Raw genomic sequence first — 13,667 nt, 5'->3', positions numbered from 1 at the left:
CCTCGGCCGCCGGCTTATCCGCGCCCGCCGGGCAGCACGATTTCTATCTCCAGCCCCGGCTGCGCGTTGCGCACCTGCCAGCGGGCGCCGTGCGCCTGCGCCACCAGCCTGCACAGGTAGAGGCCGAGCCCCACGCCGCCGGTGGCGCGCGCGCGCGCGGCATCGGGGCGGTGGAAGGGCTCGGCCAGGCGGGATAACTGGTCCTCTGGCACGCCGGCGCCATGGTCGCGCACGCGCACCACGACGCCATCGCCGGCGGCGCGCGCCAGATGCAGCTCGGGCGGCAGCGGCGCGCCGGCGCTGTGGCGCAGCGCGTTGTCCAGCAGGTTGCGCAGCAGCAGGCGCATGCGGGCGCGGTCGAGCATCAGCGAGGCCGGCAAGGCCGCGTCGATATGCAGGGCGACCGGCCCGGCGGCGGGCTCGCCGGGCATGCCGCCGGACATGTCGCCGGACATGGCCTGCGCCACCTCGCCGGCCACCTCGCGCGCGAGCGCGGCCAGGTCGGTGGCCTCCAGGTGCAGGGCGGCGTGCCCCTGGCCCAGGCGCTCGCTTTCCAGCAGGTCCGTCACCAGGTCGCGCATGCCGGCCAGGTCGCGCAGCAGCGCGTCGCGCTGGGTCCGGACTTCGGGCGTGTCGGGCAGCAGTTCGGTGTTGAGGCGCGCCCGCGTGAGCGGGCTGCGCAGCTCGTGGCTGATGGCCAGCAGCAGCGCGCGCTTGGCGTCGAGCATGCGGTGGATGTCGCGCGCCATGGCATTGACGTCGTGCGCCAGTTCGCCCAGCTCGTCGCGCCGGCGCACCGGGATGGGCTGGCCGAACTCGCCCGCGCCGAAACGCCGCGCGCCCGCGCGGATGTCGTCGAGCGGGCGCAGCAGGTGGCGCACGTAGAGATAGGCCAGGGCGGTCAGGCACAGCAGCACGGCCAGCGTGGCCCAGCCCGCGCGGTGCGGCTGGTTCTGCCAGGTGGCGGTGCTCAGGCCGAAGTCCACGCGGTGGCCGTCGGCGGTGGCGCGGCTGAACAGCGGCGTGTCGTCGTCCGCCGCGCGGCGCGGCCAGCGCGGGTTGCCGGCATGGCCCTGGCCCGCGCCCGGCGCATTGTCCGACTGCCAGTTCACGCGCGGGCCGGAGATGCGCACGCTCACCGGCAGGCGCGCGCTGATCGCGCGGGCGCGCTCGACGCTGGGCGGGCTGCCGATCTCGGCCGCCAGGCGGTCCACGTAGTCCGCCACCAGCGGGCGCGCGGCGCTGCGCCAGCCGCTGCTGAACGCCTTCTGCATGCCGCCGACGAAGGTCACGGTGGTGGCCAGCGCCAGCAGCAGGAACAGCAGCACCAGCCGCAGGTGCAGCCGGTGGCGCACCGCGTGGCGCGCGCGCCGGTGCCAGCGCGCGGAATCCGGGCGGGCCGCGGGCCGCGCCGTCATGCCGGCGCTCCGCCTTGCTGGCGCAGCGCGAGCGCGTAGCCCGCGTTGCGCAGCGTCTTGATGCAGTCCAGCGGCTCGAGCTTCTTGCGCAGGCGGCTGACCACGATGTCCACCGCGCGCGTGTACAGCTCGGCCTCGTGGCCGCGCAGGTGATTGAGGATGTCGTCCCGGCCGAAGACCTTGCCGGGCTCGCGCGCCAGCAGCAGCAACAGGTCGAACTCGGTGCCGGTCAGCTCCACCGGCTGGCCGGCGCGGCGCACGCCGCGCGTGGCGGGGTCGATCTCCAGCCCGCCCTCGAACAGCAGCCGCGCGCCGGCCTCGGGCCCCGGCGCCGCGCCGCGCCGGCGCAGCACGGTCTGGACGCGCGCCACCAGCTCGCGCGGCTCGAAGGGCTTGGGCAGGTAGTCGTCGGCGCCCAGTTCCAGGCCCACCACGCGGTCCATGACCTCGCCGCGGGCGGTCAGCATGACGAGCGGGATGTCGCTGTCGCGCCGGATCGCGCGGCACAAGGCGAAGCCGTCCATCTCGGGCAGCATCACGTCGAGGATGGCGGCGTCGAAGCCGCCGCGCGCGAGCCGCGCCAGGCCGTCGCTCGGCCGCAGGGCCTGTTCGAGCTGCAGCTCGAAGCGGGCGAAATACGCGGCCAGCGGCGGGCCGAGTTGCTCGTCGTCGTCGATCAGCAGGATGCGGGGCATGGCCGGCATGGTGTCTCGCTGGTGTTCCAGTTCATGCCCCGGGCCTGCTCAGTGGCCGCGCCAGCCGCCGCGGCGTTTTTGCAGGAACTCGCGCACCTGTTGCTGCTGGGTGGCATCGAGGCTGTCGTAGAAGTCTGCCATGGCGGCGATGACTTCGGGGCTTCCGGCGTTGATGACGGCGGTTTTCTCGCTCACCAGCGACTGCGCGCGGGCGCGGTCGAACCTGTCGCCGGCGACCAGCGCCTGCACTTCGGCGCGCGGGTCGGCCGCGTTGCCGGCCAGCGCGGCGCGCTGCGCCTTGAGCTTGTCCGCCAGCACCGCCAGGCGTTGCTTCTGCTGCGCGTTGAGGTCCAGCTTCTTGCTGATGCGCTCGATGATCTTCTCGCGCATCTGGGCCACTTCCTCGGGGCTCATCTTGCCGCCCGGGCCGTGGTGGTAGCCGCCGCACGCGGTCAGGCCGCCCACGGCGATGCCGGCGCCGAACAGGCCGAGCAGGGTGCGTTTGATCCAGGGTCTCATGACAGTTTCCTTCGGACAGGGGTGAACGTGGCTGTCATGGTGCCGGCCGCCGGGCCGGGGCGGGTGTCGCCGGGGTTTCGCTTTGTTTCGTTTTGTTTCCGGGCTGGGAGGGGCTGGGAGGGGGCCCGCCTAGGGAATCCCACTACAGCACTGGTGCGGAAATTGCATAAGAATCGCCGCTGTTGTGACTGTGAAATTTCAGTGCGCAGTGCACGGGCAAGGGGAAATATGCAGACGACGGTACCTGGGGCGCCGGCCCCCAGAGCGCGGCCCGCCCGCCGGGCGCAGGGGCGGCCGCGCGCGGGAAGCCGGGCGCCATGAACACGCGCTTTATCGAAGCCTTCATGTGGGTGGCCCGCCTGGGCAGCTTCCGCGCGGCGGCCGAGAAGCTGCACATCACGCAGGCGGCGATGTCCAACCGCATCGCCTCGCTGGAGCAGGAAATCGGCGCGCGGGTATTCGAGCGCGAGGCGCGCGACCTGCGCCTCACGCCGGTCGGCCTGCGCCTGCTCGGCTACGGCGAGCGGCTGCTGGAACTGCAGCGCGAGATCATGGTGCTGGGGCGCGCCGGCGATGCCCTGCTGGGGCTGGTGCGCATCGGCGCCATCGAGAGCGTGGTGCATACCTGGCTGGTCGATTTCCTGCGCCACCTGCAGACCCACTATCCGGGCATCGAGGTGCAGATCACGTCGGAGACCACGCAGAGCCTGCACAACACCCTGCGCGCCGGCGGCATCGATATCGCCTTGCAGACCGATCCGGCGGTGGGCGAGGGCATCACCAGCACGCCGTGCCTGCCGATGGCCATCGGCTGGGTCGGCCCGCCGGGGCCCGCGCTGCCGGACGAGGGCCGGCTGGCCACGCTGCTGCAGCACCCCACCATCACCATGAGCCCGGGCTCGCAGCCGCACCTGGCGCTCAAGGAGCTGTACCGCAAGGCCGGACTGCCGGTGGGCAAGGTGCATTGCGTCAGCTCCATCGCGGCCATCGTGCGGCTGGTCAGGGGCGGCTTCGGCAAGGCGCTGATGCCGCTGGCGCCGGTGCGCGAGGAGGTCGAGCGCGGCGAATTGCGCGTGATCCCGTGCGATGTGCCCTTGCCGCACCAGCGGCTGGTGGTCAGCCACGTCGACCACGCCGCCTCGGAGGCGATCCGCCTGGTGGCGGAACTGGCCTGCCGCGAATCCGACCGCTGCGTGCTGTCGCTGCCTGCACCATTTGCGCCGGCTTAGGGCACGCCCGCGCGCCGTGCTGGTGCGCGCGCGTGGCGCGATCGAACAGAAAAACTGATCGGAAACGCGAAGAAAAACCCGTTTGCCGCGCGCGCCGGCCGCGCCGATCATCTTCTCACCGCCCGCCGTCGGCGCGGGCCACCGGAGAGAAGGATGAGCGAGATGCAAGAGATCAGCGAGGCGGCCGGCGCGGCTGGCACGAGCGAGGCGCCGGCAGGCCGGGAAGGGGGCCGGGTGGTCCGGGCGGCCCGGGCCACCCGGGACGTGGCCGGCATGGCGCCGCACGGCATGCTGTTTGTCGCGTCCAACGTGGATGCGGCCGACGAGGACGATTTCAACCAGTGGTACGACCGCGAGCACGTGGAAGAGCGCGCCCGCATCCGCGGCTTCATTTCCGCCGCGCGCTACGAAGCCGTGCAGGGCGGCCCGAAATACCTCGGCCTGTACCGCACCGAGTCGCTGGCGGTGTTCACGTCCGCGGCCTACCAGGCCGCCTTCGGCCGCCAGACCCCGTGGTCGGTCACCAATCTCGGCCGCATGCGCCAGCCCATGCGCCGCGTGAGCGAAGTCGCCGCCGCGGTGGGGCAGGGCAGCGGCAGCTGGCTTGCCGTGCTGCCGCTGGCGCAGCCCGAGGATGCGCCGGCGCTGGTCGACCAGGTGGCCGAAGCGGGCGGCGAACTCTCGTCGCGGCCCGGCTTCGTGCACTCCTACCTGCTGATGCCCGATGCCGCGCTGAGCCAGCCGCTGCCGCGCGAGAGCATGGAGAACCGCCAGTTGCTCCCCATCCTCGTGATCGAGACCAGCAGCGAGGCCGCCGGCGCGGCCGCGCTGCGCGACGCCGCCGGGCACCTGCGCGCATGCGGCGCCGATGCCGCCAACGCCGCGCGCTATGCGCTCAAGTGGAAGCTCTTCTCGCAGGAGGTGGCATGATGCCGGGCGCCGACACCATGACCGCCGCGCCGGACCTGGCCGGCGCGCAGGCCGTCGCCGGCAGGCCCAGGATGGGCCGCCTGGCCGCGGCCAGCACCATCGGCACCACGCTGGAGTGGTACGACTTCACCGTCTACAACCTGATGGCCGCGCTGGTCTTCAACGCCATTTTCTTTCCCTCGTTCGACCCGCTCACCGGCACCATCCTGGCGTTCTCAACCTACGCCGTGGGCTATGTCTCGCGCCCGCTCGGCGGCGTGCTGTTCGGCCACCTCGGCGACAAGCTGGGGCGCCGCTTCGTGCTGGTGGCCACGCTGGTGGTGATGGGCGTGGCCACGGGCCTGATGGGCGTGCTGCCGACCTATCAGTCGTGGGGGATCTGGAGCCCGCTGCTGCTGGTGGCGCTGCGCTTCGTGCAGGGTGCGGCCATCGGCGGCGAATGGGCCGGCGCGGTGCTGCTGTCGATGGAGCACGGCGCGCAGCACCAGCGCGGGCGCAATGCCTCGTTCACGCAGGTGGGGCCGTCGTGCGGCACGCTGCTGGGCACCGGCTTCATCGCGCTGGTGTCGCTGTGGCTGAGCCCGGAAGACTTCCAGGCGTGGGGCTGGCGCATTCCCTTCCTGTCCAGCGTGCTGCTGGTGGTGTTCGGGCTGTGGCTGCGCCGGGGCGTGGAGGAAACCCCGCTGTTCCGGGAGATGGAAGCGCGCAAGAGCACCGCGAAGACGCCGATCAAGGAAGTATTCGCGGACCACTGGCGGCGCCTGCTCGTGGCCGGCGGCGCGCGCATCGGCTCGGACGTGCTCTACGCGCTGGTGGTGGTGTTCACGCTGACCTACGTGACCAGCGTGCTGCACTTGTCGCGCCCGCTGGCGCTGACCGCCACCATGATCGGCGCGGGCTGCAACGCGATCGCCGTGCCGCTGTTCGGCAGCTTGTCGGACAGGCTCGGCCGGCGGCCGGTGTATGTCGCCGGGGCCTTGCTGGCGGTGGTGTGGGCGTTCGTGTTCTTCCGCCTGATGGACAGCGCGCAGCCGTTGCAGATCTGCGTGGCGGTGGTGGTCGGCCTGGTGATCCACGCCATGATGTACGGCCCGCAGGCCGCCTTCGTGACCGAGCAGTTTCCCACCCGGGTGCGCTACGCGGGGTCGTCGCTGGCCTACACGCTGGCCGGCATCCTCGGCGGCGGCTTTGCGCCGCTGATCATCGCCAGCCTCTACAAATCGTATGGCTCGACCACCGCGATCTCGCTCTACGTGAGCCTGGCGCTGGCGCTCACGCTGGCGGCCCTGCTGGTGGCGCGCGAGACGGCGCGCCGGCCGCTCGAGAACTGACGCAGGCGCCGGGCCGGGCGCCGCGCGGATGCCGCTAGCCGCCCGCGCCGGTCATGGCGAAGACCGGCTCGCGGCGGCCCTGCAGCAAGGCCTGGCGGAACGACAGCACGTGCGCCGTCACCGCGCCGGCCGCCGCCGCGCCGTCGCCGTCGCGCAGCGCCCGCAGGATGGCGCGGTGTTCTTCGCCGACTTCGCCCAGGTGCCCCTCGGACGACAGCGAGATGGCCCAGAAGCGCTGCGAGCGCGCGTGCAGCACCTTCAGGATCTCGATCAGGATGGGGTTGCTGGACAGGTGCGCCACTTCCTCGTGGAACAGGCGGTCCAGGTTGGTCACCCGCGGCAGGTCGCGCCGCGCCACGGCTTCGTCCAGTTCGCCCAGGATGGCTTCCAGCGTGGCCAGGCCGTCCGCGGTGACGCGCTCGGCGGCCAGGCGGGCGCACAGCGTCTCGTTGGCCAGCCGCACGTCGATCAGGTGCAGCGCGTCGTCGAGCGACAGCGGCGCGACCACCACGCCCTTGCGCGGCAGGATCTGCACCAGGCCTTCGTTGGCCAGGCGGTGCAGCGCCTGGTTGATGGGCGTGCGGCCGATCTCGAGGTCGTCCACCAGCGTGGAAATATTGAGATGCTCGCCGGGGCGGTAGACCAGCGTGGTCAGCCGTTCGCGCAGGCCGGCATAGGCCCGCTCGTTTTCCGACACGGTCTCGGTCCGGGCGCGCGGCGGGCGCGGTGTGCGCAACGAGCCGGCGCTGCGGCGTTCCACTGATGGCAAAACTCTCCCCCTGCTGTCTGGCGTGGCTTGGCAAGGGCGTAATCGTACTACCAATCCGTGGCGGCCCCGCCGCGGGCGGGCGGCGCTAGCGCCGGCGCAGCGGCTCCAGCAGCCCCTTCAGGCCGTTGTGGTCCAGCTCGTGCATCAGCGCCAGCAACTGGCCGATCTCGCCGGGCGGGAAGCCTTCGCGCGCGAACCAGTTCAGGTAATTGCCCGGCAGGTCCGCGATCGCGCGGCCCTTGTACTTGCCGTAGGGCATGGTGCGGGTGAGCAGGAGCTGCAGGTGTTCGGGATTCATGGAACGGACGTCGAAGGACGGCGGCAGGCCGATGGTGCCGATGGTAACAGCGCCCCGGCGCGGCGCAGGGGCCCGCTGGCGCCGATTGCGGCACACGGGCGCGCCGGGGTACGATCCCCACCTTGAGCCGGACCCGCCGGCCCGGTCGGCGGAACGGGCAGGCTGAGTCCGGCAGGCCGATTCGACAAGATGATTCGGCAAGACGATTCGACAAACCGAGTTGACAAGGATGGGCAAGATGGCAAAGCACGCCGGGGCCGCCGGCCTCAAGAGCATCGCCCTGTTCGAAGCCGCCAAGGGCGCGCTGGTGATCCTGGCCGGGCTGGGACTGGTCGCGCTGCTGCATCGCGACGCGCAGGCGCTGGCCGAGTCCATCGTGATGCGCCTGCACCTGAACCCGGGCAGCCGCTATCCCACCATCTTCCTGTCGCTGCTGAACCATCCCAGCGATGCGCGGCTGTGGGCCATCGGGGGCTCGGCCATGGTCTACGCGGCCATGCGTTTCGCCGAGGCCTTCGGGCTGTGGCACCAGCGCGTATGGGCAAGCTGGCTGGGCGTATGGTCCGGCGCGGTCTACATCCCGGTGGAGATGTACGAGGCGCTGGCCCATCCCACGCCGATCCATATCGGCCTGGCCGTGGCCAACGCGCTGATCGTGCTCTACCTGGCCAACGGCATCCGGCGCGCACCGGCGGGCGCCCGCTAGCGCGGCCGGCGGCGCAGCCGCGCCAGGCACGCCAGCGCGGCCAGCGCCAGGGCCGGCGGCAGGTCCACGGCGCCGCCGCCGCCCGCGGCGGGAAATGCCAGCGCGCCGGCTTCCTTGCCGTCCCCGGCAGGCGCCCCGGCGGCGGGCAGCACGGCATCGTCGCGCATCGCCAGGTCGACCAGCACCGGATCGTGGTCGGACGAGCGGTAGGCATCCGCCGCGTAGAAGGCCTGCTGCTGCGCCGCGCTCTTGTTGGCCAGCGGATAGGCCAGCGCCACCGGTTCGTCGGCATTGATGTGCCAGTGGCGCGCGGCGCGGATGCGGCCGGCCGCGCCGGCGTCGGCCAGCGCGTGGTCCAGGTAGCCGGCCTCGCCGCCGAACACGAAGCTGTACGACGGCGTCGCCGAAAAGCGCGCGATCATGTCCGCGTAGCCGCGCTCCGCGAGCAGGCGAAGCGGGTCTTCGCGCGCATAGCTGTTGAGGTCGCCGATCACCAGCTTGCCGTCGTCGGGCACGCCGGTGGGCGAGCCGGCCAGCCAGTTGGCCAGGCGCATCGCCGCGGCCATGCGGGCGGGGTTCCAGCAGGCCTGCCCGTCGCCCTGGTCGGCGTCGGCGCCACGCGCGTCGGTGCAGCGCTTGGACTTGAAATGGTTGACGGCCACGGTGAGCTGGCGCGCCTGGCCCGCCAGGCGGAAGGTGGCGGCCAGCGGCTGGCGCGTGCGCTCGCCGAACCACAGCGTGGCGGGCTGGCCCACCGGCTGCACCGCGCGGCTGTCGTAGAGCAGGCCGACCGCGATGGCATCGCCGCCGAGGCTGACCCCGCCGGGGTCGACGAAGCGCCAGTCCGGCCCCATCCGCGCCGCGAGCCGGTGGATGGCGCTGCCGGCGTCGAAGCCGTTGTTCTCGACCTCCATCAGGCCGATCACGTCGGCGTCGAGCGCGCGTAGCGCGGCCAGCAGCTTGGCTTCCTGGCGGGCGAACTCGGCCGGCGTGGCGGCGCCGCGGTTGGCGGGGTCGTCGAAGCCGCCGCCCTTGCCGTCGCCGTTGAAGTAGTTCTGCAGGTTGAAGGCGGCCACGCGCAGGTCGCTGCCGGGCGCGCGCAGGGGCGCGCCGGCGCGCGGGTTGTCCGCCGCGAAGCGCGGCGGCGGCGCTCCCGGCACCGGCTGCACGCGCCAGTTGCCGTAGCGCATGTCCAGCACGCCTTGCACGCCGGCCACCGTGGCGCCGGCGCGCAGCGTGTTGGCGGCGTCCAGGCCCGGCGCCGGATGGACGACCGTGGCCGGGTTCTGGCGGCTGGAGCCGTCGTCCAGCGTCAGCCGGTTCAGCGCGTTGGCGGCGGCCTGGGCGCGGGCGCCGTCGCCCGGCGCGGCGACGTTGGTGGGGATCGGCAAACGCCCGTGGCTGAGCACCACGCTGCCATAGCGGCCCAGCTCGTAGGTGTCGCTGACGGTGAGCGCCTGCGGCAGGCGCACCAGCATGCCGGCGTGGGCGGCCGGCGCGTCCGCGCGCGCGAACGGCAGCGCGATGTCCACCGGCGTGACATGCCGGTCCCGTGCGCAGACCGTGGCCGTGCCGGCCAGGCGCAGCTGCATCTGGCCGGCGCGCTGCTCCACCGTGCCGTCCAGCCGCACGAGGTCGCCGGCGCGCATGCCGGCGCGCGGCGCGTACACGAACATGCCGTCCGAGACGCCGGGGCGGCGCTGGCGTTGCGCATCGGCCTGCTGGACGAAGAAGCCGGCGAAACCGTCGCTGCCGGTGTAGTCGGCGCTGACCACGGCTTCGAGCGTCACCCGGCGGCCGACCGAAGGCGCGCCGGCGGCCCGCAGCTCGGCGATGGGGGTGGCGGGCATGCCGCACTGCGCGGCGGGCGGCCCGGCATGGGCGGGCGCGGCGAGCCAGGGTACGGCAAGGCAGGCCCAGGTGAGGCAGGCCCAGGTGAGGCAGGCCCAGGCGGGGCAGGCGCGCGCAGGGCGCCGGAACGAAGGATGCGCAAGGGCAGGCAGGGCTGGCAGGGTGGGCGGCGGAGGCATCGGGCGCATGGCTTGGGCGGGCTGGTGGCAGCGGAGGTAGCGATGCCTTCGAGCGTACGGCGCGCAGGCCGCCCGTTCACTGCGAAAAATCTCATTTTCGCGCGGGTTTGCGTCTTGCCGGCGGCGGACTCTGCGAGAATGCCGGCTATCCGTTTCCACTGCCGGCCAGCCCGGCGAGACCCCGTGACCGTCAATGCCGTCGTATTCGATTTTGGTGGCGTCCTGTTCGACTGGAACCCAGAATATCTCTACCGCGAACTGATTCCCGACGCCACCGAGCGCGCGCGCTTCCTGTCGGAGGTCTGCTCGCCCGCGTGGAACCTGCGCCAGGATGCGGGCCGCCCGCTGCGCGAAGCCACCGAGCAGCTCGCCGCCGAGCATCCCGCGCAGGCTGGCCTGATCCGCGCGTTCTACGGCCGCTGGCCGCAGATGCTGCGCGGCCCGCTGGCCGGCGGCGTGGACCTGCTCGAGCGCCTGCATGCCGCGCGCGTGCCGCTGTTCGGCCTGACCAACTGGTCCAGCGAGACCTACCCGCATGCGCGGCGCATGGGCGATTTCCTGCACGTGTTCCGCGATATCCTCGTGTCCGGCGAAGTGGGCGTGGCCAAGCCCGACCCCGCCATCTACCGCCTCATGCAGGAGCGCGTCGGCGCGCACCTGCCTGGCATCGCGCCGCGCGAGATATTGTTCATCGACGACAATGCGGCCAACGTGGCGGCCGCCGCCGCGCTCGGCTGGCAGGCGGTGCATCATGTCGGCGCCGCCGGCACCGAGCTTGCCCTGCGCGAGGCGGGCGTGCGTTTCTAGCGGCTGGTTCGCTTCTTGCGATCCTTCCCCGACGTGCCAACGGACCCAGGAGAACGCCAAGATGGCATCGACGCCGGAACGCCCCAAGCATTTCTCCATGATCCGCGAGATGCAGCTCGCGGACCTGTTCACGCTGGGCAATGCCGCCTGCGGCATGGCTTCGGTCTTCTTCGCCATGTTCTACGTGGCCACGCAGCTGCCGGGCCATTTCTACGCGGCGGCCGCGCTGGCGCCCGCCGCCTTCATCTTCGACGTGCTGGACGGCCGCATCGCGCGCTGGCGGCACCAGCACTCGGCGCTCGGCCGCGAGCTCGACTCGCTGGCGGACATCATCTCGTTCGGCGTCGGGCCTGCCGCGCTGGCGTTCGCCGCCGGCATGCGCGGCGGCTGGGACATGGCCGCGCTGATCTACTTCGTGTGCTGCGGCGTGAGCCGGCTGGCGCGCTTCAACGTGACCGCGGAAACCTTGTCCGAGGGCTCCGGCAAGGTGGCTTACTTCGAAGGCACGCCGATCCCCACCAGCGTGCTGCTGACCGGCGTGCTGGCCTGGTGCGCGTGGCAGCAACGGCTGGGCGACGCGCTGCCCGGCGGTGCCTGGGCCGTCGGCCCGGCGGACCTGCATCCGCTGGCCCTGCTGTTCGTGCTGTCCGGCTCGCTGATGATCAGCAAGACGCTGCGGATTCCGAAGATCTAGCCCGCCGGCCCGGCGGCAAGATTTGCAGCGCACGGCAGGATTTTCATACCGGCGGCTGCCACTGATCGCCGATGGCGCGCCCGCCCATGGCCGGATCGCTGACCGACGGCCGGCCGGTTTCCACGCGCCCCGCGCAGCGCCGCATGAAGCCCGGCTGGTCCGCCGCCAGCACGGTGAAGTCGTACCAGCCGCCCGATGCCCGCGCGGGCCAGGGCAGTTCGCGCCGGCTGCGCGCCGGCACCGCGACGCTGCGCGGCGCGCCATCCAGATAGGCGTTGGCGCGCACCGTGAAGGCGAGCGGCTGGCCGCCGTCGTTGCGCAGCGCGAGGCGCACGCCGTGCCCGGCGAGGTCGTAGCCGAGTTCGATTTCCGCGGCCGCGTCCGTGGTGCCGGCGAAGTGCCGGTGCCAGCCGTTGGGGCCCAGCACCCACAGGTCGTAGCGGCCGCCGTCGGCGCGCGTGTCCCACTCGCCGGCCAGGCGCTTGCCGGCTTCCACGGTATAGCGGCGCGGCACGCGCTCCAGGTGCAGGCGGTCGTAGACGTGGAAGACCGCGCCCGCGCGCCCGGTGTTGGCGAAATCGAGCCGCAGCGTGCCGCCGCCGGCGCTGGCGTGGGCATGCAGTTCGTAGGGCAGCGCGCGCGACGGGCGCGTGCCGGCGGCCTGCTCGGGCAGCGCGGGCAATGCAGCCATGGCCGGAATGGCCGGCGTGCGCGTGCCCGGCAAGGCGCGCGCGCGGGCCGCCTGCGCGGCGGTGGCGGGCAGCCCCGCCAGCGCGTCGGCATGGTTGGGCGTGGCGAAGTCGAACAGCGAGGTCAGGTCGCCGCACACGGCGCGCCGCCACGCCGAGATGTTGGGCTCGCGCACGCCGAAGCGCGCCTCGATGAAGCGGATCACCGAGGTGTGGTCGAACACCTCCGAGCCGACCCAGCCGCCCTTGCTCCACGGCGAGATGGCGATCATCGGCACGCGCATGCCGAGGCCGTAGGGACGGTGCCGCAGGCGCGGGAAATCGTCGGCCGCCACGCCGCTCGCGACGTGGTGGTACTCGCCGCCGGTGTCGGCGGTGGAGGCGCCCGCATAGGCGGCGCGCGCGGGGTCGTCGTGCCAGTCCAGGCAGGACGGCACGGCAGGCGGCGGCATGTGGTCGAAGAAGCCGTCGTTCTCGTCGTACATCAGCAGCAGCACGGTCTTGCTCCACACCGCGGGGTCGGCGGTGAGCGCGTCCAGCACGGCCGCGACATAGGCCGCGCCCTGCGCCGGGCTGGACGGCGACGGATGCTCGGAACCCTGCCGCGTGGGGCAGATCCATGCCACCTGCGGCAGGCGGCCATCCAGCACGTCCTGGCGCAGCCGGTCGAGGCCGCGCGTGCTCAGCGCGCGCTCCTTGAGCGCGGCTTGCGCCCCGGGCACGCCGTGCCAGGCGTCGCGGTAGGCCTTGAAGCCGGCGGTGGCGTTGAGCGAATAGTTGTCGGCCATGTCCTGGTAGATCCGCCAGTCCACGCCGGCCGCTTCCAGCCGCTCCGGATAGGTGGTCCAGGCGTAGCCGCCGTCGGGCTTGCCGCCGCCGAGCTTGTTGTAGGTGTTGTCGATGGCCGGGCCGCCGCCGTTGCCGTCGGGGCCGTTGGTGCCGCTCCAGAGGAAGCAGCGGTTGGTGTTGGTGCCGCCGAGGAAGGACGAGTGGTAAGCGTCGGCCACCGTGAAGGCGCCGGCCAGCGCGTACTGGAAGGGCAGGTCGGGCTGGCTGAAGTAGCCCATCGCATGGCGGTGCTTGAAGGTGGGCCATTGCTGCATGCGGCCTTCGCCCCAGGCGTCCTGCGCGTTGGACCAGGTGTGCGGCGTGCCGGTGACGCGCATCAGCTCGAAGGCCTGCGCGGTGTCGAGATGGAACGGCGCCAGCGTGGACGGCGCGGCGGGATCCGCCTCGTCGCGCTGGTACCAGACCGTCCCGCCGCCGGCCACCGGCACCGGAAAGCGGTCGGCAAAGCCGCGCACGCCCGGCATGGCGCCGAAGTAGTGGTCGAAGGCGCGGTTCTCCTGCATCAGCACCACGATATGTTCCACGTCCCGCAGGGTGCCGGTGGGGCTGCTGGCGGGGATGGCGAGGGCGCGGCGGATGGCGGGCGGCAGCAGGGACAGCGCGCCGGCACCGGCGAGGGTGCCGGCCGCCGAGCGCAGGAATTGGCGTCGGTCGGGCATTGCGGGGCGTTGGCATGAGGGCGCCGGGCGGCGCGTGCGTCATC

Annotated in this window: 13 protein-coding genes; 6 read left to right on the top strand and 7 right to left on the bottom strand. The window is 72.6% G+C overall.

All coding sequences use genetic code 11. The annotated features are described in order from the left end of the window. Positions 1-14 precede the first annotated feature (14 nt). The 3 genes from ACKI2N_RS29235 to ACKI2N_RS29225 are packed head-to-tail and all read right to left on the bottom strand — an operon-like array spanning position 15 to position 2,632. On the bottom strand, positions 15-1,418 hold the full coding sequence (locus tag ACKI2N_RS29235) for a sensor histidine kinase (protein WP_420998057.1): 1,404 nt from the start codon (positions 1,416-1,418) through the stop codon (positions 15-17). Further along, entirely contained in the window at positions 1,415-2,113 is a 699-nt protein-coding gene (locus ACKI2N_RS29230) for a response regulator transcription factor (RefSeq protein WP_420998097.1), read from the bottom strand. Before ACKI2N_RS29230 ends, ACKI2N_RS29235 begins: the two co-directional genes overlap by 4 nt. A gap of 48 nt (positions 2,114-2,161) precedes the next feature. Continuing rightward, positions 2,162-2,632, bottom strand: coding sequence for a Spy/CpxP family protein refolding chaperone (locus ACKI2N_RS29225; protein ID WP_420998056.1), 471 nt, complete (start codon positions 2,630-2,632; stop codon positions 2,162-2,164). A 317-nt stretch (positions 2,633-2,949) separates the two neighbouring features. Between ACKI2N_RS29225 and ACKI2N_RS29220 the strand changes: the two genes are divergently transcribed. From ACKI2N_RS29220 to ACKI2N_RS29210, 3 genes are all read left to right on the top strand, one after another. Then, complete coding sequence (locus ACKI2N_RS29220; protein WP_420998055.1) at positions 2,950-3,861, top strand: LysR family transcriptional regulator; 912 nt, start codon at positions 2,950-2,952, stop codon at positions 3,859-3,861. A gap of 153 nt (positions 3,862-4,014) precedes the next feature. After that, entirely contained in the window at positions 4,015-4,791 is a 777-nt protein-coding gene (locus ACKI2N_RS29215; protein ID WP_420998054.1) for a hypothetical protein, read from the top strand. A gap of 17 nt (positions 4,792-4,808) precedes the next feature. Continuing rightward, the gene (locus ACKI2N_RS29210; protein WP_420998096.1) at positions 4,809-6,122 is read left to right on the top strand and encodes an MFS transporter; all 1,314 of its coding nucleotides are present in this window, start codon (positions 4,809-4,811) and stop codon (positions 6,120-6,122) included. A gap of 34 nt (positions 6,123-6,156) precedes the next feature. On the opposite strand, the gene ACKI2N_RS29205 is transcribed toward ACKI2N_RS29210, so the two are convergent. Then, positions 6,157-6,819: a GntR family transcriptional regulator gene (locus ACKI2N_RS29205; protein WP_420998053.1), complete on the bottom strand. Its 663-nt coding sequence runs from the start codon at positions 6,817-6,819 to the stop codon at positions 6,157-6,159. 157 nt (positions 6,820-6,976) lie between these two features. After that, the gene (locus ACKI2N_RS29200) at positions 6,977-7,189 is read right to left on the bottom strand and encodes a DUF3820 family protein (protein ID WP_020204754.1); all 213 of its coding nucleotides are present in this window, start codon (positions 7,187-7,189) and stop codon (positions 6,977-6,979) included. A 238-nt stretch (positions 7,190-7,427) separates the two neighbouring features. Here ACKI2N_RS29200 and ACKI2N_RS29195 point away from each other — a divergent pair, with 238 nt between their 5' ends. After that, complete coding sequence (locus ACKI2N_RS29195; RefSeq protein WP_420998052.1) at positions 7,428-7,895, top strand: DUF2127 domain-containing protein; 468 nt, start codon at positions 7,428-7,430, stop codon at positions 7,893-7,895. Here the strand turns inward: ACKI2N_RS29195 and ACKI2N_RS29190 are convergent. Continuing rightward, complete coding sequence (locus ACKI2N_RS29190) at positions 7,892-9,745, bottom strand: ExeM/NucH family extracellular endonuclease (RefSeq protein ID WP_420998051.1); 1,854 nt, start codon at positions 9,743-9,745, stop codon at positions 7,892-7,894. The two genes, ACKI2N_RS29195 and ACKI2N_RS29190, sit on opposite strands and share 4 nt — an antisense overlap. 363 nt (positions 9,746-10,108) lie before the next feature. Here ACKI2N_RS29190 and ACKI2N_RS29185 point away from each other — a divergent pair, with 363 nt between their 5' ends. Next, entirely contained in the window at positions 10,109-10,732 is a 624-nt protein-coding gene (locus ACKI2N_RS29185; protein ID WP_420998050.1) for an HAD family hydrolase, read from the top strand. A 61-nt stretch (positions 10,733-10,793) separates the two neighbouring features. Further along, entirely contained in the window at positions 10,794-11,426 is a 633-nt protein-coding gene (gene pssA / locus ACKI2N_RS29180) for a CDP-diacylglycerol--serine O-phosphatidyltransferase (RefSeq protein ID WP_420998049.1), read from the top strand. A 43-nt stretch (positions 11,427-11,469) separates the two neighbouring features. Here pssA and ACKI2N_RS29175 read toward each other — a convergent pair whose 3' ends face one another. Beyond that, the gene (locus ACKI2N_RS29175) at positions 11,470-13,623 is read right to left on the bottom strand and encodes a phosphocholine-specific phospholipase C (protein ID WP_420998048.1); all 2,154 of its coding nucleotides are present in this window, start codon (positions 13,621-13,623) and stop codon (positions 11,470-11,472) included. Between the last annotated feature and the right edge of the window lie 44 nt (positions 13,624-13,667).

Source organism: Cupriavidus sp. 30B13 (genome assembly GCF_049059565.2).
Classification (GTDB): Bacteria; Pseudomonadota; Gammaproteobacteria; order Burkholderiales; family Burkholderiaceae; genus Cupriavidus.
The sequence above is the reverse complement of the archived record's forward strand: the minus strand, read 5'-3'. Positions and strand labels throughout refer to the sequence as shown.

Bases quoted from the DNA above. Each gene is read 5' to 3' on its own strand.
- ACKI2N_RS29225 (WP_420998056.1), bottom strand. From the start codon at position 2,632: ATGAGACCCTGGATCAAACGCACCCTGCTCGGCCTGTTCGGCGCCGGC.
- ACKI2N_RS29200 (WP_020204754.1), bottom strand. From the start codon at position 7,189: ATGAATCCCGAACACCTGCAGCTCCTGCTCACCCGCACCATGCCCTAC.
- ACKI2N_RS29235 (WP_420998057.1), bottom strand. From the start codon at position 1,418: ATGACGGCGCGGCCCGCGGCCCGCCCGGATTCCGCGCGCTGGCACCGG.
- ACKI2N_RS29220 (WP_420998055.1), top strand. From the start codon at position 2,950: ATGAACACGCGCTTTATCGAAGCCTTCATGTGGGTGGCCCGCCTGGGC.
- ACKI2N_RS29215 (WP_420998054.1), top strand. From the start codon at position 4,015: ATGAGCGAGATGCAAGAGATCAGCGAGGCGGCCGGCGCGGCTGGCACG.
- ACKI2N_RS29195 (WP_420998052.1), top strand. From the start codon at position 7,428: ATGGCAAAGCACGCCGGGGCCGCCGGCCTCAAGAGCATCGCCCTGTTC.
- ACKI2N_RS29190 (WP_420998051.1), bottom strand. From the start codon at position 9,745: ATGCCCGCCACCCCCATCGCCGAGCTGCGGGCCGCCGGCGCGCCTTCG.
- ACKI2N_RS29230 (WP_420998097.1), bottom strand. From the start codon at position 2,113: ATGCCCCGCATCCTGCTGATCGACGACGACGAGCAACTCGGCCCGCCG.
- ACKI2N_RS29210 (WP_420998096.1), top strand. From the start codon at position 4,809: ATGACCGCCGCGCCGGACCTGGCCGGCGCGCAGGCCGTCGCCGGCAGG.
- ACKI2N_RS29175 (WP_420998048.1), bottom strand. From the start codon at position 13,623: ATGCCCGACCGACGCCAATTCCTGCGCTCGGCGGCCGGCACCCTCGCC.
- pssA (WP_420998049.1), top strand. From the start codon at position 10,794: ATGGCATCGACGCCGGAACGCCCCAAGCATTTCTCCATGATCCGCGAG.